The sequence below is a fragment of the Marispirochaeta aestuarii genome, from assembly GCF_002087085.1.
GTDB lineage: Bacteria > Spirochaetota > Spirochaetia > JC444 > Marispirochaetaceae > Marispirochaeta > Marispirochaeta aestuarii.
In genome coordinates this window covers 16736-36171 of sequence record NZ_MWQY01000012.1, presented here as the reverse complement: position 1 = coordinate 36171, position 19436 = coordinate 16736, and the positions used below count along the sequence as shown (strand labels likewise).

The following is a 19436-nucleotide window of genomic DNA, read 5'->3' as shown; positions in this document are numbered from 1 at the left end:
TTATCCACAACTTGTTAACATCTTTTACTGAAGACGCGGCGGTCAAAAACAGGTAAAGATCAGTGTATCTTATGGTCCGGCAGATTGCAAGATTCCATTTACTTTACTTTTTTTTTCTTCGCAGGTATACTTTGGCATCCCTCATTCCGCATAGGAACGCAACATGCAAGAAACCTATTCCGCAGAGCATATTCAGGTCTTGAAGGGGCTGGATGCAGTCCGTAAACGGCCGGGAATGTATATTGGTTCAACCGGACCGGATGGTCTTCACCATCTGGTCTACGAAATAGTAGATAACAGTATCGATGAAGCCCTGGCAGGCTATTGTTCGGATATTCAGGTTTTCCTTGAAAAAGGGAATATTGTCCGGGTCGTTGATAATGGCCGGGGAATACCCGTGGATATGCATCCCCTCGAGAACGTCAGTGCCCTCGAGATTGTCATGACCCGGCTGCATGCAGGCGGTAAGTTTGACAAGAACAGTTACAAGGTATCCGGAGGACTCCACGGTGTGGGTGTATCGGTAGTGAACGCTCTTTCTGAATGGTGTGAGGTCGAAGTCCACCGTCAGGGAGAAATCTATACCCAGAGCTATGAGCGGGGTATACCGAAAGAGCCTGTGAGATCCATCGGAACCACCGAACTCAATGGTACGACCATTCGCTTCAGGGCGGATGATGAAATTTTCGAGACCACCGAGTACAGCTTTGATATTCTCTCCAACCGTCTGCGGGAACTGGCCTTCCTGAATAAAGGGATCAAAATTGTCATAACCGACGATCGCCTGACAACCCCAAAGGTACACGAATTCAAATTCGACGGAGGAGTGAAATCCTTTGTCGAGTTTCTGAATACAAACCGTACCGTAATTCAAAAGGAACCGATCTACTTCCACGTTACGAAGGACGACAGCGAGCTTGAGGTCGCCATTGAGTATAACGATGGTTTTAACGAGAGTATCTTCTGCTTTGTAAACAATATTAACACCCGGGAAGGCGGAACTCATCTTGTGGGTTTCAAGTCCGCCCTGACCCGAACCTTTAATGATTTGTTAAAAAAGTCCAAATATGCCAAAAAGATGGAAGAGCCCTTTTCCGGTGATGATACCCGGGAGGGGCTGACTGCGGTCGTTTCCGTTAAAATTCCCAATCCCCAGTTTGAAGGTCAGACCAAGTCGAAACTGGGGAATTCAGAAGTAAAGGGACTGGTGGAATCCATCGTATCCGAGAACCTTTCCTGGTACTTTGACGAGAATCCCCAGACAGCGGAAAAACTGCTGGATAAGATCATGACCGCCGCCAAAGCCCGGGCGGCAGCACGGAAGGCACGGGATCTGACGCGCAGAAAGAACCTTTTGGACAGCACCGGATTACCCGGGAAACTGGCTGACTGTTCGGAAAAAGACCCGAGTAAATGTGAAATTTTCATCGTTGAGGGAGACTCCGCCGGCGGCAGTGCAAAGCAGGGAAGGGATCGCCATTTTCAGGCCATCCTCGCCCTGTGGGGAAAGATGCTGAACGTCGAAAAGACCCGGGTGGACAAGGTAATCGGTAATGACAAACTTCAGCCTGTTATTTCGTCCATTGGTGCGGGAATCGGCAACGATTTTGATATTAGCAAGGTCCGGTATCACAAGGTCATTATTATGGCCGATGCGGACGTGGACGGGTCGCATATACGGACACTGCTGCTGACCTTCTTTTTCCGGTATCTGCGCCCCCTTATCGAAGCGGGATATGTCTATATCGCCATGCCGCCGCTGTATAAGATTACCGTGGGAAAGAAGATTCAATACGCCTATAACGATGCGGAACGAGACCGGATACTTCAGAGCCTCGAGGTTTCTGAGGATAAAGCAGGAATTCAGCGCTACAAAGGACTTGGTGAGATGAATCCGGATCAGCTGTGGGATACCACCATGAATCCTGCAACCCGCAATATAATGCAGGTTCGTCTGGATGATGCCGTTGAAGCTGAAACAATGTTTACAACCCTGATGGGTGAATGCGTAGAACCGCGCAGAAAGTTCATAGAAGAGAATGCCCTGCTCGTTTCCAATCTCGATGTGTAACAGTTAACTAAGGAGATCCAGATGGAAGAGACTGTCGGGAAAACTATACCCATAGCCATTGAGGATGAAATTAAGGAATCCTATTTAAACTATGCCATGTCGGTCATCGTAAGCCGGGCTCTTCCTGATGTACGGGACGGGTTGAAGCCGGTTCACCGCCGGATTCTCTACGGTATGAGCGAGATGGGACTCCGCTATGACCGGCCGCCCAAGAAGTGTGCGCGTATTGTCGGGGATGTTCTGGGTAAATTTCATCCCCATGGTGATGCCTCGGTATATGATGCCCTGGTTCGATTGGCCCAGGATTTTTCCATGCGCTACCCGGTGGTCAACGGACAGGGCAACTTTGGTTCTATCGACGGGGATCCCCCGGCGGCAATGCGATACACCGAATCTCGGTTGCAGCGTGTTGCAGAAGAGATGGTTCGGGATATCAAGAAGGAAACCGTCGATTTTGGTCCCAACTATGACGATTCCATGGATGAACCGCTGGTACTGCCTGCGGCCTTTCCCTACATGCTGGCAAACGGAGCAAGCGGAATCGCCGTGGGTATGGCCACCAATATTCCTCCTCACAACCTGAATGAAATCTGTAAAGGGATAGCAGCCTACATCGAGAATCCGGAAATTACCATCGATGAGCTGATGCAGTACATTAAGGGACCTGATTTTCCCACCGGTGGAATCATCTTCGGCCGACGGGGAATAAAGAAAGCCTGCAAGACCGGGAAAGGAAAAATCGTTGTTCGGGCGCGCTTTGTGCTTGAACAGATGAAGAACGGCAGGGAGCGAATAATCGTAACCGAGCTGCCCTATGCGGTTAACAAGGCAAATCTTCTTATCCGGATCGCAGAGCTGACCCGGGACCGCAAGATCGACGGTATATCTGATCTGCGGGATGAATCTGACCGGAACGGAATGCGTATGGTGATCGAACTGAAAAAAGGTGCGATTCCAAAGATCATTCTGAATCAGCTCTTTACCCATACGGCACTGCAGCAGAATTTTAATGTCAACAACCTGGCTCTTGTAAAGGGAAGACCACAGGTACTTACCCTGAAAGATGCTGTTGTCTATTTTGTCGAGCACCGGGAAGAGGTTGTTACCCGCAGAACGAGATATGACCTGCGCAGGGCGGAGGAGCGGGAACATATCCTGATCGGATTGAAGATTGCTCTGGACAATATAGACGAGGTTATCCAGATTATTAAATCTTCCCGCAATGTCGATACCGCACGGGAAAACCTGATGAAGGCTTTTGAGCTTTCAGAAAAGCAGGCCCAGGCGATTCTTGATATGCGCCTCCAGAAGCTGACCAGCCTTGAAACCCAGAAAATCATAGACGAATTGAATGAGGTACGGGCCCAGATAGCCTATTTCAAGGATCTCCTGTCTGATCCGAAAAAGATCCTGAATGTTGTTAAAGAGGAAACCCTGGAAATCGCGGAGAAATTCGGGGACGACCGGCGAACAGAGATCCTTATTGACGAGGTCGAAGAGATCAATATTGAAGACCTGATCAAGAAAGAGGACATGGTGGTTTTGACTACGAATCGGGGCATGATAAAACGTGTTCCGGTTAGTGCCTACAAGAATCAGGGCCGTGGCGGCAAGGGATCGATGTCCGCAAATCTTCGTGATGAGGACTTTATCGAGAACCTGTTTATTGCCTCTACCCATGATTATATCCTGTTTATCACCAGTGAAGGTAAAGCCTACTGGCTTAAGGTACATGAGATACCCGAAGGGTCCCGTCATGCCAGGGGAACGAATATCCGAGCTCTGCTGCAGATATCCGCTGACGAAGAGATCACTGCAGTTGTTTCGATAACTGATTTTGAACAGAAAGGGTACCTGTTTATGGGAACCAGCAGGGGCGTGGTTAAGAAGGTAAAAATCAGCGACTTTTCCAACGCCCGTACCCGCGGTATCCGGGCTATTAACCTGGATTCCGGGGATCGGTTAATCAGTGCACAGCTCACCGGAGGAGATAATGATCTGGTGATGGTCTCGAAGCATGGTATGGCATTGCGCTTTCATGAAGAGGCTGTGAGAGCCATGGGAAGGGCGTCCCGGGGAGTGCAGGGAATAAAACTGCAGAAAGAGGATGAACTTGCAGGTGTTTTATGCGTTCATTCTGAAGAGAAGATGATGCTTCTTTCGGAATACGGTTATGGGAAGCGTATCGATTACGATAATTTCAATCCCCACGGACGGGCAACCCGCGGTCAGATCGCCTACAAAATATCAGAGAAGACCGGAGAAGTCGTGGGTGTATCATCTCTGAGAGAAGAAGATGAGATTGTATGCATAACTTCCCAGGGAAACACGATAAAAATTCGATCCACTGATGTTTCTGTTATGGGAAAAGCGGCCTTTGGGGTACGAATCGTCAATATTACACCTCCGGATGTTGTAATTGGAATGGCCAGGGTAGTTAAGGAAGACGAAGAAGAGAAAGAGCCGGAAACCGAAAAAGAGTAATGTTTCACGTGAAACAAAAAGAGCCTCCCGCACAGGGGGGCTTTTTTTATGCGAAGAAGAGAGGGAAGGAAAAGGGTCGCGTCAACGCGTACACCTCTGGGTAATCTGCGCGGATATCGGGCGTGTGTGCAGAAAAGCCTGTTCGACCATGGTATGTGGAAACGATAAGGAAAAACCATGTTGAGGCCGCAGAGGCTAGGGAGAAGGGTAATTTCATCGCGTACCTCTGCGTACTCTACGCGGTGACATTGTCGTTTGGACAGAAACAGGTTGTTTGAATCTGGTATGTGTGAACGATAAAGAAACCACGCTGAGGACGCAGAGGCTAGGGAAAAGGTTAATGTCATCGCGTACCTCTGCGTACTCTACGCGGTGTAAGTGTCGTTTGGACAGAAACAGGCTGTTTGATCCTGGTATGGGTGAACGATAAAAACCACGCTGATGTCGCAGAGGAAATAAGAGAGCAATACCCTAAAATGTTCTCGGCGCACTCTGCGCGGACATTGTCGATTGGACAGAAACAGGCTGTTTGAACCTGGTATGTGTGAACGATGAAGAAACCATGCCGAGGTCGCTGATACCGGAAGAGGGTAATATCGTATAAACCCCCGCGTAACTGTACGGATATTGGTCGTTTGAATCGTGTCTTTTGACTCAATAATTATTTACGATTCTCTGAATGCCATCAACTAACCGCGGGACATTAAAATTTATCAGCAGCCCAACGGATATATTTGCCAGTTTCAGATATGACAGCAACTGGCGGCAAAAAACAGGATGGTTCCGCTCACAGCTTTTCAGTTCAATTACCACCCGGTTTTCCAGAATGATGTCGGCGCGGTATGCTATTCCAAGATCTACGCCTCTATATACGCAGAAGATCTCTTTTTGACGCTCAAAGGAGATGCCTTCCTGAAGCAGTTCGTAACAGAGGGCACCTTCGTAACATGATTCCAGAAGTCCAGGCCCAAAGAAACTGTGGATCTTCATTGCTATTCCGATTACTTTTTCCGTTAAAATATCTTCCCGTCGCTGGTATCCGCGGGAAAGATCAATTATTGGTATTTTGCTGTGTTCTTCCATAACTGTATATAACCAGGACAAACTGATATTGCTTCATGAATGGCAGTATTCCTGGAATAAACATCGTCTTTATTTGAAACTGTTATTACCGTTAATCTCAGATATGGCTTTATAAATATTTGATACTGGTAAGTTGAGGTGCAGGCAATGGCTGTAGAGGAAAGGAAAGCTCTTCGGTGCAGACCTCTGCGTACTCTGCGCGCACATTGTTTATTTGGACAGAAATGGACTGTATGCTCATGGTATGTGTATATGAATAAGAAAAACCACGCAAAGGCCGCTGAGACTGGAAGAGAGCAATATCGTTCAAAAACTCTCTGCGTACTCTGCCCGGATGTTGTGGGTGTGAACAGAGATGGACTGTATATTCATGGTATGTGTGAATGAATAAGAAAAACCACGCTGAGGCCGCAGAGGATAGGGAAAAGGGTAATGTTATCGCGTACCTCTGCGCACTCTGCGCGGATATTTAGCGTTCGAAAAGAAATGGACTGTATAGCTGATGCAATCGGAAAAGAAATCCTACAATGCAGGTTTCACGTGAAACATACTGTTAAGAGGTTTCCGGGGGATTACGGCGCCAGATATCCTGAGCGTTTAATAGCAGTTGCGGTTTTTTCCCACAGGGCTTCCTTTTTTTCATCAGGCAGGAAGGTCGCAAAGAGGGTGTTCTTCATTATCTGAAACAGCTCTTCAAGGGTAAAATCCAGGTAGTGGTACAGGTTATAGTATTCCTCAACCAGTTCAATATTAAAAAGTGTCGGATCATCCGTGTTGAGAGTAACGTTAACTCCGCTGTCGAAAAACAGGCGAATCGGGTGGTCTTGAAGACGTTGAACATATTTCCTGGTGAATACGTTGCTGGTAGGGCAGATCTCGAGGGGAATCCAGGTTTTTCTGAGGTATTCAATCAGTTTGGGGTCGTCTTTTGCACTTATCCCGTGGCCTATACGCTGGGCCTTTAATCTCTTCAGGCTGTTCCAGATAGAGCTCGCATCGACATCTTCCCCTGCATGGGCAACAACCTTGAGCCCCTTTTTTCTGGCTTTTTCAAATACTGTGGCAAACTGTTCTGCGGGTCCCTGGCTTTCAGAGCCTCCCAACCCAATTCCAATTATCGAATCATTAAAATTCTCAAGGATCAGGGCAAGATTCTGTTCAGCATTCTCTACGCCATAAGTTCGGGATACATCAATGATGAACTTGATCTCGATATTGTCTTCCAACTTTATTTTTTGAGCGCCTTCATGGAGAATTCCCATCATCTCCCCGAAATCAAGACCGTTCTGGAGAAATTTAGACGGGGCAAAGAATATCTCTGCATAGACAATATTGTTTCGCGACAGATATGATTTTGCGTCGCTTATCAGACACTTGAGATCTTCCGAGGTTTTAAAGGTATTCTGAAGAACATTGATAAAAAACCAGATGAACTCGTCCAGATTATTGAAATTGAACTGTCGTTCCAGGTCCTGACGGGTATTAATCCCATCAAATTCAAGTTTGTTATGATTGATCAAATACCATAATGTATCCACACTCACCAGACCTTCCAGGTGGAGATGGATCTCAGTTTTGGGGATGCTTCTGATCAGTTTTTCTATTCTGGTTCGTTCTTTATCTTTCACCTGTTGCATTTGACCATCTTATTGTGTGATATAGTGGAAAGCAACACTCTCAAAGATATTAACGGCATATAGAGAGATTTTATTGAATTTTTTAGATAGATATTTACCCTTCCTCCCGTTACCCGTAAGGAAGGGCATATATCATGTACTTCTTTATACTGAATCAACAGATACTACGCCTGGTACTTTTTCTTTCAGGTACTGTTCTACACCCTGCTTCAGGGTCATCTGTGCCATTGGGCATCCGTTACACGCACCCATCAGTCTGACCGTAACTTCTCCGCTGTCGGAAACGTCAACAAACTCGATGTCGCCGCCGTCAGCCTGAAGAGAGGGACGTACGTCCTGTATGGCCTTTATAACCTCTTCGCGCATTTATATTCTCCTCGCGATTAATATACTTAAATAAGCTATAGAAGGGACTTTTTTTGGTCAAGAGTGCGATAAAGAAATGACACGGTTAACTCTTTACGATATAATGTGCTCGCGCTATGGGAAAGGTAATCGTTTTTGCAAATCAGAAAGGTGGCGTCGGCAAGACCACCACAACCGCGAATCTCGGAGCATATCTTGCAGAGGCTGGCAAACGGGTTCTGCTGGTAGATTTTGATCCCCAGGGGAACCTTTCCTCCAGTGTAGGGGCCCATGTGGAAGAGGACAGCATTTACGATGTCGTTACCAAGGGTATTCCCATAAAGGAAGTAATCCAGGAGACAACGGTCAAGAACCTCTTCGTTGTTCCTTCTAATATCGATTTGACCGGTGCCAATGTGGAGCTGATTGAGGAAAAGGAACGGGAGTTCTTTTTGAAAAAAGTTCTCAATAGCATTCACGAGGAATGGGACTATATCCTGATCGACTGTCCGCCTTCCCTCGGGCTCCTGACGGTAAACGGACTGGTTGCCGCGGACTATGTACTTGTACCCCTGCAGTGTGAATATTTTGCCCTTGAGGGTTTAACCCTGCTGCTTCAGACTATTCAGCGGGTACAGAAGAATCTGAATCCCGAACTTTCCATAGCAGGTATTGTTTTTACCATGTACGACTCCCGTACCAAGCTGGCTAACGAGGTGGTTCAGGAGGTTACGAATTATTTCAAGGACAAGGTATTCAGAACGATAATTCCGCGAAACATTCGACTTTCCGAAGCCCCTTCTCACGGGGTTCCGATCAATCAATATAACGCCTCCTGTTCCGGCGCCCGGAGTTACAAGGAGTTGGCGGAAGAGGTAATCAAACGTGTCTAAACGCGCCTTGGGCAAAGGCATAGAGGCATTGTTGCAGTCTTCTACAGAGAGCGAAGAGACAACAAAATCCACGGAGCGTTATGTTCCCTTAAACAAGATTTATCCTAATCCTGACCAACCGCGTAAGGCTTTCAACGAAGAACGCCTTAAGGAACTGGCTGACTCGGTGCGGGAGCAGGGCATTATCCAGCCAATTATTGTCGAAGAGTACGGATCCGGGTACCGCATCGTTGCTGGGGAGCGACGCTTCAGGGCGGCCCAGATGGCCCACCTGGCTGAAGTTCCCGTTCTGGTCAGGTCCTTCACCGAAGAAGAGAAGCTGGAAATCGCTCTTATAGAGAATATCCAGCGGGAAGATTTGAATCCCATCGAAGAGGCCAACGGATACCGTCAGCTTATGGAAGAGGCCGGATTGAGCCAGGAAGAACTGGCCCAGAAGGTCGGCAAGAACCGATCGACTGTTGCCAACAGCCTGCGCCTGCTCAAAATGCCGGAACCGATGCAGGAGGCCCTGGTTTCAGGAGATATGACCGCGGGACATGCCCGGGCACTTCTGTCGGTCCTGAATCCTGCGGACCAGATGATACTCTTCAACCGCATTCTGAAGGATGGCCTGAGTGTACGGGAAGCGGAAGCCCAGGCGGGAGAACTGAACCGGGGCGGCAGGGCCTCGGGATCGACCGAGAAGCATGCATCCATGAAGCGCCAGGACCCGGAACTGTCGAAGATTGAGGAGCGCCTGATTGACCTTTTCGGAACCAAGGTTTCGGTGAAGGGCTCGGCAAAAAAAGGGCGCATAGAGATCTCTTATTTCTCCCTGGATGACCTGGACAGAATCCTCGAAATTGTCTCCCCTGATTGACAAAGAATCCGTCAACATCTATAGTGTGAACCCGATCGATAGACTGGAGAGGTGTCCGAGTGGTCGAAGGAGGCGGTCTTGAAAACCGTTGAGCCGAGAGGCTCCGTGGGTTCGAATCCCACCTTCTCCGATAGCTAAGGACTCAGGTCCTGGGCGTAACGAGAGGCGGGATTCGATCCGTAATGAGCACGCGCCGATGAGGCGCTGAAGGCCGACAGGACGCCGGCCATCAGCAAATACGGCGGACTGGAGCTGCGAGAGACGATGTCGAGCAGCGAAGGGAATCCCACCATCTTTAGACGGCGGAGCGCGGCAGCGCCCTGCAGGATGCGTCCTTTATTATCGTGTATGTAGTTGGAGAGGTGCGAGAGTGGTTGAATCGGGCTCCCTGCTAAGGAGTTGTGTGGGTAACTGCACCGAGGGTTCGAATCCCTCCCTCTCCGCTTATTTGTACCCATAGCTCAGTTGGATAGAGCGTTAGGTTGCGGACCTAAAGGTCAGAGGTTCGAGTCCTCTTGGGTACGCTATTTCTGGAGAGATGCGAGAGTGGTTGAATCGGGCGGCCTCGAAAGCCGTTGTACCGCTAGTCGGTACCGAGGGTTCGAATCCCTCTCTCTCCGAGAGGAAAGAGAACAGGGGATTCGAAAATAGCAGGTCGCATGGCCGAGCAGGAAGCGTAGCTTCCGACCAGGCCAGAGCGCGGCCCGATGAGGGCCGGAAGCCCGGCAGGATGCCGGGCGCCAGCGAGCGCGGCGGCCTGGAGCTGTGAGACACGAAGTCGAACAGTGGAAGGCGAATCCCTCTCTCTCCGTACGGGAGAGGGAATACTCCGGTGTTCCTCCGCACTCTCTGGTAAAAGTATTACAGTTTTGGAGAGATGACCGAGTGGTCGAAGGTGCACGCTTGGAAAGCGTGTGAACTCTAACCGGGTTCCGAGGGTTCGAATCCCTCTCTCTCCGTATTTCCCCTCAGGCGTTGATAGCCAGGTACTGTGCTACCGGTTATCGCCCAACCCCGTCAGGACCGGAAGGTAGCAGCGGTAAGCGACTGATCGGTGAGCCGCAGCTCACTTGGCTGGAGCTTGAGGGGTTCTTTTCTTCAGCAGAAATGGTAGGGAGCGAATGAATTTCGAGGTAACGGCGACGAAAAAACGGCCACAATCTTTTGATGACCTGGCCGGTCAGGATTTCGTTGTCTCGACCCTGAAGAGTTCTGTTCAGGCAGGGCGCATTGCCCACGCCTATCTTTTTTCCGGTCCCCGGGGGGTTGGAAAAACTTCTGCGGCACGTATCCTTGCCAAATCCCTGAATTGCCAGAACGGCCCCACGGAAACTCCCTGTAATGTCTGCTCCAACTGCCTCGAAATAAGCAGGGGCAACTCCCTGGATGTAATCGAAATAGACGGCGCAAGCAACACCTCTGTCAACGATGTACGGGAAATAAAGGATGAGGTGCTTTTTGCCCCCAACTCCTCCCGCTACAAGGTCTATATAATCGACGAGGTCCATATGCTCTCCAACAGTGCCTTTAACGCCCTGCTGAAGACCATCGAGGAACCTCCCCCCTATATCGTATTCGTTTTCGCCACCACGGAGATCCACAAGGTCCCGGCGACCATCCGCTCCCGCTGCCAGCAGTTCAATTTTCGCCTGGTGAACGTGGAGGTCATCAAGGAACGCCTCGAGATGGTTACCGGCGAAATCGGCGTCAAGGCTGATGAGGATGCCCTGTTCTGGATAGCCAAGGAGGCCACCGGGAGTCTCAGGGACGCCTATACCCTCTTCGACCAGGTTGTCTCCTTTTCCGGCGGGCACATCACCCTGGAAAAGATCCGGGAAAAACTCGGCCTTGTGGGTCTTGATGATCTGAATGAACTGGCGGAAGCCATGGCGGCGGGCAATGCAACCAGGGTGCTGGAAAAGAGCGACGAGATCCTGATGAACGGGGTCGCGGTCGAACAGCTCATCATGGACCTGGCAGAGTTTTTCCGGATTATTCTGTTTATCAACAGCGGGATACACAGGGAGACGATTCTCGGTTATGCGGCCGACAGATTTTCAACCGCCGTGCGGGAGGGTTTTTCCCGAAGCCAGCTTGAACATGCCCTCAGACTGATTCTTGAACTCTACAGGAATGTCCGCTACTCCCTTAATCAGCGCTTCGAGCTTGAACTGCTTCTTTCCCGGCTCAGCGACTTGAAGGGCTACCTCAATTCCCGGGAGATTCTCGACCAGATCCATACCCTGCGGGGGGAACTGGTCTCCGGTTCCATGGGATCCGAAGGCTCCGATGGTATGGGTGGGAAGGCTTCCGAAGCGGTACCGCAAAACGATGCCTTCCGCGAACAGGTCATGGAGACCATGAGAAAAAAAAAACTGACCCTTTCGGCGGCCCTTGAAAAGGCGGTTTCCTGGGTCCTGGAGGGAGATGTCCTGCGTCTCTCTTTTTCAGATTCCTTCTCCGAAAATCTCCTGCGCCGGGAGAGCGCCGAGGTAATCCAGGTCTTCAACGAAATCTCCGGACTTCAGGCCAGGCTTGAAATAGTGCATATACAGGAAAACAGTGATACCGATTATGAAGAACCCCGGGAAGAGGATGACCAGGTTGCCCTGGTACAGAAGGTCTTCCGGGGGGAGATAGTGCGAGGAGAGTCACGATGAACCCCTTTGAAATGTTGAAAAACCTCCAGTCACTGCAGAGCGGTATGCAGGAGATGCAGGGAAAACTGGCAGAGATAAACGTCACCGGCACCGCCGGGGGCGAAATGGTCCGGGTCAGCATGAACGGTCAGATGATGGTAACCGGGGTACATATAGAACCGGAGGCGGTGGATCCCGAGGATGTCGGCATGCTCGAGGATCTGGTCCGTGCGGCCCTGAGTGACGCCATGGCAAAGATCAAGGAGGCCATCCAGCAGGAGGTTTCCTCAATGACCGGCGGCATGCCGATTCCTCCGGGCTTTATGGGCATGTAGATGACCGTACTGGACCAGCTGATCCGGAGCCTGTCGCGTTTTCCCGGGGTAGGAAAAAAGAGCGCCACCAGAATGGCCTATTTCCTGCTTCAGAGCGACGATGAGTACCTGCGGGCTCTTTCAGAGCAGATCGGTACCCTGAAGGCCAGGATACGTCACTGCTCGGTCTGTGGAATCTATACCGAGGCAGATCCCTGTGACTACTGCAGCGATACCCGCCGGGATTCCCGGATCCTCTGCGTTGTGGAGCAGTCCCAGGATGTGGGCATAATAGAATCTACCGGGGAATACGAGGGCAGGTATCATATCCTCGGCGGAGCACTCTCTCCCATCGACGGAATCGGTCCGGCGGAACTGAATATCGACTCCCTGCTCAGACGGCTGAAGGCGGGGGGCATCAACGAGGTAATAATCGCCACCAATCCTTCCGTGGAGGGCGATACCACTGCCCTGTATCTGGTGAGTCTTGTAAAAGATATGGGGTTGACCGTTTCAAGGCTTGCCTCCGGGTTGCCGGTGGGGGGTGATCTGGAATACGCTGACCGCCTTACCCTGGCCCGGTCCCTCAAGGGCCGCACAAAAATGTAGATTCTCCCCTATACTATTCACCACGAAGCAGTTTTTTCCGATATAATAGAAAAGCCAAAAGTTGGTGGAGTTTAGTGATAGAACAGATGAATGAAATAGCGGAAGAAATACCGCAGGATTCTCGTTCAGAGGAAGACAAGGGCTTTGCCAGGTCTTCATCCGATACTCCTCCGAAAAATGTGCACACTCTGAACCAAAAATTCCTGATAAACAAGCTCAATCACCTGAATTTCAGTTCGATTCCGGTGGAACTTCTCTTCTGCAGCAGCGAATTTGCCCACACCCGCAGCGTAATGGCTCATCCACAGCCGTGCAGCAGCGAGCGCTGCGATTTTGTCTGGGCAGAAAAGGCGGGCCCCGAAGGCACCGTTCCTTCAGGATACCAGCTGGACAGCATCAGAATAAACCTGGAGGACCAGCAGCTCATCGTTATCGAACCGGAGGACTATCAGATGGGCCCCGAGGGGCTGACCTTTATCCTGCCGAAGCAGGCCAGGATTTTTGAGGTTGATCCGGAGATAAGCGAGACTGCCAGGGATATCACCTGCACGGTTTCCCAGAGCGGTATAGCCGCCTCGGGCGAGCTGGTCAGCTTTTCCGAATCCACCCTGATGGTGCGCCTGAGGGATTCTGCGGGGATTCGCTGGATTGAAGGGGATTATCCGGTTCATGTGACCCTCAGCAACAGCGAAGAACCCGTCTATTCCGAGATATGCCGGGTGGACAGCGCTTTTTCCTCCCGGAGCGACAGATGCTTCAGCCTGGGGATCGGAGCCACCTCCGTGCGGCGTTACCGCTCCCGCCAGTTCCGCAGCAGCCGGAAAAGTCTGGAGATGAGCCCCCGGGTGAGTTTCCGGCATCCCTTGTCGGGGAGGACCATTGAACGGCGCATCGGCGACCTCTCGGGATCGGGCTTCTCCTTTCTCGATGAAAAAGGTACCTGCCGTCTGCCGGCGGGACTGATCATTCCCCGGGTTGAACTCTTTTTTCCCGATTACGCCGACCTGAAAGTTAAGGCCCAGGTAATCCACCATACCCCTGACAGTACGGAAGGATCCGTACGCTACGGTCTCTGCATCCTGGACATCGATCCCCAGGATCACCTGGTACTGCTGTCCCTGGTGCATCAGTCCTTCGACATTTATGCAAGCCTCTGCAAGAAGGTGGATCTGGAACGTCTGTGGCGCTTCTTTTTCGAATCCGGGTTTATCTATCCGGAAAAATATACCCTGCTGCAGCGTCAGAAGGAGGAGATCCGTGCCTCCTTTGAAAAACTCTACACCCAGCGTAATAACGTGGCCCGTCATTTTATCTACCAGAAGGATGACGATATTCTGGGCCATCTGTCGATGGTCCGATTTTACGAGCGGACCTGGCTGCTTCATCACCATGCTTCGGCGGGTATGAGGGGCAGAAACGCCGGAATCAGTGTTCTGCACCAGGTCGGAAGCTATGTGAATGACAGTTGCCGCTTTGGCCGGATGAACCTGGATTACATGATGTGCTATTTCCGGCGGGAAAACCACTTTCCCAATCGGATATTCGGCGGACTCGTTGATTACGCCAAGGACAGAAAGATCTGTTCCGATGATGAAGTCGCCTACTGCTCTTTACGGTCCGAAAATACGGATCTGCGGGAAGATCCTCTCTGGAGTCTCGAGGAGGCGAAGGAAGACGACTATATCCGGCTGAACTGTTTTTACGAAGAGGTCTCCGGAGGGCTGCTCCTGAACGCCATGCATCTGCCGCCCTTTGCGGATCTTGAGATCTCCAATAGGGAAGTGCGGGAGGCTTACAGGGAGCTGGGAATCCTCAGGGATATACAGGTACGGGCCCTGAAGCACAACGGGCGGCTGACGGCAATCTTCATTGTAAACCGATCGGATACGGGTATTAATCTTTCAGAGTTGACAAACTCCACAACTTTGTTTTTACTTAAACCTGAGTTGATCTCTAAGGAAATATTATCCCGCGCTTTTACGAGTTTATGCCGGGAAGGTGTAAATAGTTTATCGCCGGTACTTGTTTTTCCGCGGGAATCTGCCGATAAAGTCGGGGTAGAATATGAAAAGATTTACGTCGCCTGGGTCATGGACACGATGATCGGCGATAAGTACTTTGAGCATATTCAATCTATCCTGCGAACAGTCAAGCCCTGAAGGATGTGCGGTCAATGGACGACGGCCCGGATAGCATAAGCAGATTGTATAACAGCCGTAACATACAGGTATGGATACGTTTTCTTGAAAAGCGGTATCCCGATGTAAGTATTGGCCGTATCCTGGACTACGCCGGAATGAAGTCCTACGAAGTCAACGACGACGGACACTGGTTTACCCAGAGTCAGATTGACCGTTTCTATGAAAAAACCGTCCAGCTTACCAGGAATCTTACCATAGCCCGGGAGGCCGGGCGTTTTGCCACAGCCGTCGAGACCAAATCGATGATCCGCCGTTACATGCTCGGATTTCTTGGTCCCCAGCAGGCCTACGCCATGCTGGACCGCTCCTCGGCCCTGATTACACGCTCCTCAACGTTCAAGGTCCGCAAGATCGATTCCAATTCTGTAGAAATAGTAGTGACTCCGCTGCCCGGAGTGATGGAAAAGCCCTATCAGTGCGAAAACAGGACGGGAATAATCGAGTCCATTGCGCTGGCTTTTACGCATCATCTGCCGAAGATCGATCACCGGGAGTGCATCTTCCGGGGCGACAAGAGCTGCAGGTATCTGATTCGCTGGGAGGCGAACTCCCTGGTTCCTTTGAGAATGTTGCGGAACAGCTTCGCCGCAGCGGCAATCCTTCTTGGTGCGGGAAGTCTTCCCCTGCTCTCTTTTTCGAACTGGCTGATTTTTTCCCTCAGTCTTCTGTCCTCGAACCTTCTGTTGAGCTTTCTGGCGAAAAACCGGGAGAACCATCACATGATGAAGACCCTGGACGAGCTGAGGCAGTCCACGGAGGAGCTGGCACTGCAGACCAGGATAAACTATAACAACACCACGGTTTCCCACGAGGTGGGCGAGGCAATCAGCAAGTACACGAACATTGACGAGGTGCTGAGTAATGTCGCCCAGATCTTCGAAAAGCTTCTGAATTACGACCGGGGCGTGATAATGCTGTCCAATGAAGACGGCTCCCGCCTCGAGTTCCGCGCCGGATTCGGCTACAGCCGGGAACACCTGGCCCTTTTGAAAGACACGATGTTTCACCTGGACAAAAAGGGTTCCCGGGGTGTTTTTGTTCTGAGTTACCGGGAGCGGCGTTCCTTTCTGGTGAACGATCTCAACGAGATTGAAAAAGACCTCTCCGCCAGGAGCCTCGCATTTGCCCGCAGTACCGGAACCCGTTCCTTTATCTGCTGTCCCATCGTCTGTGAGGAGGAGTCCCTGGGGATCCTGGCCGTGGACAATGTGCAGAGCAAACAGCCCCTTTTAAGCAGCGACCTGAATATGCTGAGGGGAATAGCCTCGGTCATCGGAATGAGCATCAAGAATGCCCGGTTGATAGAGAGCCGGGAGGAGCAGTTCAAATCCATCATCAAGGTGCTTGCAACCAGCATCGACGCCCGGGACAATCTTACCGCAGGCCATTCGGAAAAGGTTACCGAATATGCCCTGGGTATAAGCCGGGAGCTGGGACTGAGCAAGGATTTTCAGGAGATGATCCGTATAGCCGCCCTGCTGCATGATTACGGCAAGATAGGCGTTCCCGATTCCATCCTGAAAAAACAGGGGGAACTGAGCCCGGTGGAGTATGCGGAAATCAAGACCCATGCCGCCAAGACCCATGCCATCCTGAGCCAGATTGCCTTTGATGGTATTTATACCCAGGTCCCCAAAATTGCCTCGTCACACCATGAACGGCTGGACGGCAAGGGCTACCCCAACGGTCTCAAGGGAAACGAAATCCCCCTGGGGGCGCGGATAATAGCGGTTGCGGATTTTTACGATGCCATTACCTCACAGCGCCACTACCGGCAGCCGATGCTGGCTGACGATGCCCTGGAGCTGCTGATGCGTGAGGCGGACCATCATCTGGACAGACGGGTGATTATTGCCTTCTTTCTATACCTGCAGAAAAATGATCTGGTCCAGCACGTTCCGGACTTTATCGAGCGTCTGGCCTGATTCCCCGGCAGATGATTATCGGTGTATAGGTAAAGCGTCTCGGGTTTACGAGAAGGTTCTCTGCATCCACAAGAAACTCGTCAAATCCCCCCTCGTATTCATCAAAGGGATATCCGCATTTCCGTGCCGCCACATTCAGCTTGGTGAGCCAGTCGCTTTCCTGGACACTCTCCATTTTTCCGTAGATCAGGTGATGGGCGTCAAAACGCAGTTCAATATTCTCAAATCCCGCATCATAGAAGTGTGTATAGAGCTTGCGTCCTGCATAGGGGTCCCAGTCGGCATGCTTCTGCAGATACTCGGAAAGCCCGCTGAGGGTCCGCTGCATCCGCTCGTCCATGGGATAATGGTTCAGGCTGTGATGGTCAAGCTCCGCGACACAGAGAATCCCCCTCTCTGCAAGGAGCCCGGAGATTCGCTGTATGATTTCCGCGGAGGAGCGGCGGTGGTACTCAAGAAAAAAGCGGATCCAGATAAAATCATAGGGACCAAGTCCCTCCAGGGACTGGTAGATGTCCCGCTGATGAAAGCTGAGTTCCGGATAACTTTTTCTGGCGCTCTCTATACGCTCCAGGGAGAGATCGAGTCCCTCGGCGCTGCCTGAGATTTCCGCCAGCAGGGAGGTGGTGAAGCCTGCACCGCAGCCAACATCCAGCACCCGCATTCCAGGTTTCAATCCCGCCCAGCGAGCCTGCTGTATGACCCTTTCGGCCCGGGTTTTCCGGACCAGCCGTTCACCTTCTCCGCTGTGTTCCATCAAGTACGGGTGTTCGTCTGTTTTGACCATTTTTTTCCTCTGTCAGATACTACCATGGCCGATGCCGGCACTCAAGCAGAAAATAGGATACTTCTTATCTGGGCAATCATCCTGTCGTAGTGACTGCCCCGCCAGTAGAACTTTCCGCAGCGGGTACAGCGGGATATCTCCTTCTGCTCCTCCTGAACATCCCGGGGGATTGGAGCCCCGTCGCTGTTCTCGTCCAGGGCTTTCTGCAGACCGATGCGTTCCAGAGGCCCGTTGCAGCGTATGCAGCGGCTGAGGGGCCGGGCGCTTTTTGAAAGATCCAGGCGACGAATCACCTCCCGAAGCTGTTCATCGGGACGGTGGGACCGGATATAGAGTCCGCGGCGTACTATACTGCGCTTCAATAATCCCCGGTCCCGGGTAAGGAGTATCCGCTCCTCCCTGTTGGAGACCGCCGCCAGCTCCGGATCGTCCCAGGAGGGATCGTAGAGGGTATCGAAACCCAGCATCCTGAGTTTTCGCACCAGGGTTTTTAGATGCACGTCGGCTATAAAGCGGGACTCCCGCAGGGGCTGAGGCCGCAGCCGGGTAACCTCGGAGATATCCAGGCCTTCGAAGACGGGGTAAACACTGATCAGGTCGCCGTCCTGTACCAGGTAGTCGAAGCCCACGGATTCCCCGTTGACCAGGATAAGATCGACCTCCACGTGGGGGACTCCCAGGGATTCAATGAGGTCCTTTACGCTCCTGGTAAAATTGAAGGGAATCGAGAAGCTGCACTTGCGGCGTTCCGGGTCGAGAAAGTCGTTCAGCTCCTCGTAAAAGCGCAGCCGGATCATGCTGTACTAGAATCCGCGCTCCTTGCGGATATGCTCGTAGGCGTCCTGGATCTGGCGAAACTTGTCAGCCGCGACCTTCTGGAATTCGTCCGGAAGTCCCTTGGCGGCGATGGCGTCGGGGTGGTTTTCCCGGACCAGCTTGCGGTAGGACTTTTTTATGGTCTCGTCGTTGTCTTCCGGGCGGCAGTTCAGGATGGCGTAGTACTTGTTGGTGTTCGCGACGTAGCGTTCCTTGATCCGGTCGTACTGGTACTGCTGAAAGTTGAAGATCCTGGCGATGTTCAGGATCATGCTTCCCTCGGCTTTGTTCACACCCCCGTCGGCTATGGCCACACGGAAGAGGATGTCGATCATCAGCTCCAGGATCTGGGGACGGTTACGGAACTCCCGGTAAAACTGGCGGGCGATGTCGCCGTAGTCCTGATCGGTGCTGAGGGCTGCGTCGAATATCCTGAGGGCGGTGTACTGGGAGGTGGGATCGAGCCTGAGCTCTTCGATCATGAAACGCCGGATGGTCGCCTCTTCGTTGCGGGTCAGCTCTCCGTCCACATTGGCCAGTTTGGCCAGCAGGGAGAAGGCTCCCACAAAGAAGGTCATGTGGGAGTGTTCGGTGGTGTTCATGCGGCGGTTGTAGTTGCGGAAGTAGGAGGACCCGGAGATCCGGTCCGCATCCTGGGACTGCTGCAGAACGTGGGCAAAGGCCACTCCCGCAATCGCCCCCAGGGGGCCGCCCATCAGAAAGCCGATGGTTCCGCCGATGAACTTGCCGAAAAAACTCATGCCCTTTTA

Annotated in this window: 15 protein-coding genes, 5 tRNA genes and 1 other RNA gene; 15 read left to right on the top strand and 6 right to left on the bottom strand. The window is 51.6% G+C overall.

Features of this window, described 5'->3' with window-relative positions; all coding sequences use genetic code 11:
• Positions 1 to 163 precede the first annotated feature (163 nt).
• Positions 164 to 2071 (top strand): DNA topoisomerase (ATP-hydrolyzing) subunit B, encoded by a 1908-nt coding sequence (gene gyrB / locus B4O97_RS11705; protein ID WP_083051027.1) that lies wholly within the window; start codon positions 164 to 166, stop codon positions 2069 to 2071.
• Positions 2072 to 2092: 21 nt separating this feature from the next.
• Complete coding sequence (gyrA, locus tag B4O97_RS11700; protein ID WP_083051025.1) at positions 2093 to 4555, top strand: DNA topoisomerase (ATP-hydrolyzing) subunit A; 2463 nt, start codon at positions 2093 to 2095, stop codon at positions 4553 to 4555.
• Between the two features lie 654 nt (positions 4556 to 5209).
• Here the strand turns inward: gyrA and B4O97_RS11695 are convergent.
• From B4O97_RS11695 to B4O97_RS11685, 3 genes are all read right to left on the bottom strand, one after another.
• Positions 5210 to 5638 carry a GxxExxY protein gene (locus B4O97_RS11695; RefSeq protein ID WP_083051023.1) on the bottom strand — a complete coding sequence of 143 codons (429 nt, stop codon included), beginning with the start codon at positions 5636 to 5638 and terminating at the stop codon, positions 5210 to 5212.
• A gap of 572 nt (positions 5639 to 6210) precedes the next feature.
• Complete coding sequence (gene add, locus B4O97_RS11690; RefSeq protein WP_083051022.1) at positions 6211 to 7275, bottom strand: adenosine deaminase; 1065 nt, start codon at positions 7273 to 7275, stop codon at positions 6211 to 6213.
• Between the two features lie 144 nt (positions 7276 to 7419).
• A complete protein-coding gene (locus tag B4O97_RS11685) occupies positions 7420 to 7641 on the bottom strand; it encodes a NifU family protein (protein ID WP_083051020.1) in 222 nt (73 codons plus the stop codon).
• Positions 7642 to 7757: 116 nt separating this feature from the next.
• Here B4O97_RS11685 and B4O97_RS11680 point away from each other — a divergent pair, with 116 nt between their 5' ends.
• The 13 genes from B4O97_RS11680 (at position 7758) to B4O97_RS11620 (ending at position 17063) form a co-directional block, all read left to right on the top strand.
• Positions 7758 to 8513 (top strand): ParA family protein, encoded by a 756-nt coding sequence (locus B4O97_RS11680; protein ID WP_083051018.1) that lies wholly within the window; start codon positions 7758 to 7760, stop codon positions 8511 to 8513.
• Positions 8506 to 9375 carry a ParB/RepB/Spo0J family partition protein gene (locus B4O97_RS11675; RefSeq protein WP_083051017.1) on the top strand — a complete coding sequence of 290 codons (870 nt, stop codon included), beginning with the start codon at positions 8506 to 8508 and terminating at the stop codon, positions 9373 to 9375. Before B4O97_RS11680 ends, B4O97_RS11675 begins: the two co-directional genes overlap by 8 nt.
• 45 nt (positions 9376 to 9420) lie before the next feature.
• Positions 9421 to 9505 (top strand) — tRNA-Ser (locus B4O97_RS11670).
• Positions 9506 to 9731: 226 nt separating this feature from the next.
• Positions 9732 to 9818 (top strand) — tRNA-Ser (locus B4O97_RS11665).
• Positions 9819 to 9825: 7 nt separating this feature from the next.
• A tRNA-Arg gene (locus B4O97_RS11660) sits at positions 9826 to 9899 on the top strand.
• Between the two features lie 8 nt (positions 9900 to 9907).
• A tRNA-Ser gene (locus tag B4O97_RS11655) sits at positions 9908 to 9995 on the top strand.
• A gap of 251 nt (positions 9996 to 10246) precedes the next feature.
• A tRNA-Ser gene (locus B4O97_RS11650) sits at positions 10247 to 10334 on the top strand.
• 21 nt (positions 10335 to 10355) lie between these two features.
• Positions 10356 to 10454, top strand: an RNA gene (gene ffs / locus B4O97_RS11645) — signal recognition particle sRNA small type.
• Between the two features lie 42 nt (positions 10455 to 10496).
• A complete protein-coding gene (gene dnaX, locus B4O97_RS11640; protein WP_083051015.1) occupies positions 10497 to 12035 on the top strand; it encodes a DNA polymerase III subunit gamma/tau in 1539 nt (512 codons plus the stop codon).
• Positions 12032 to 12349, top strand: a complete 318-nt coding sequence (locus B4O97_RS11635; RefSeq protein ID WP_083051014.1) for a YbaB/EbfC family nucleoid-associated protein — start codon at positions 12032 to 12034, stop codon at positions 12347 to 12349. The genes dnaX and B4O97_RS11635 overlap by 4 nt, the downstream gene beginning before the upstream one ends.
• Positions 12350 to 12937, top strand: a complete 588-nt coding sequence (gene recR, locus B4O97_RS11630; protein WP_083051012.1) for a recombination mediator RecR — start codon at positions 12350 to 12352, stop codon at positions 12935 to 12937.
• A gap of 86 nt (positions 12938 to 13023) precedes the next feature.
• Positions 13024 to 15096 carry a PilZ domain-containing protein gene (locus tag B4O97_RS11625; RefSeq protein ID WP_143305660.1) on the top strand — a complete coding sequence of 691 codons (2073 nt, stop codon included), beginning with the start codon at positions 13024 to 13026 and terminating at the stop codon, positions 15094 to 15096.
• Between the two features lie 14 nt (positions 15097 to 15110).
• The gene (locus B4O97_RS11620) at positions 15111 to 17063 is read left to right on the top strand and encodes an HD-GYP domain-containing protein (RefSeq protein ID WP_083051009.1); all 1953 of its coding nucleotides are present in this window, start codon (positions 15111 to 15113) and stop codon (positions 17061 to 17063) included.
• Here the strand turns inward: B4O97_RS11620 and B4O97_RS11615 are convergent.
• From B4O97_RS11615 to B4O97_RS11605, 3 genes are read right to left on the bottom strand one after another with little or no spacing between them, the layout of a single operon-like run.
• Positions 17044 to 17850, bottom strand: a complete 807-nt coding sequence (locus tag B4O97_RS11615; RefSeq protein ID WP_083051008.1) for a class I SAM-dependent methyltransferase — start codon at positions 17848 to 17850, stop codon at positions 17044 to 17046. The genes B4O97_RS11620 and B4O97_RS11615 overlap by 20 nt on opposite strands.
• Before the next feature lie 41 nt (positions 17851 to 17891).
• A complete protein-coding gene (locus B4O97_RS11610) occupies positions 17892 to 18647 on the bottom strand; it encodes a Mut7-C RNAse domain-containing protein (protein ID WP_083051006.1) in 756 nt (251 codons plus the stop codon).
• Between the two features lie 6 nt (positions 18648 to 18653).
• Entirely contained in the window at positions 18654 to 19427 is a 774-nt protein-coding gene (locus tag B4O97_RS11605) for a TerB family tellurite resistance protein (RefSeq protein WP_083051004.1), read from the bottom strand.
• Positions 19428 to 19436: the final 9 nt, after the last annotated feature.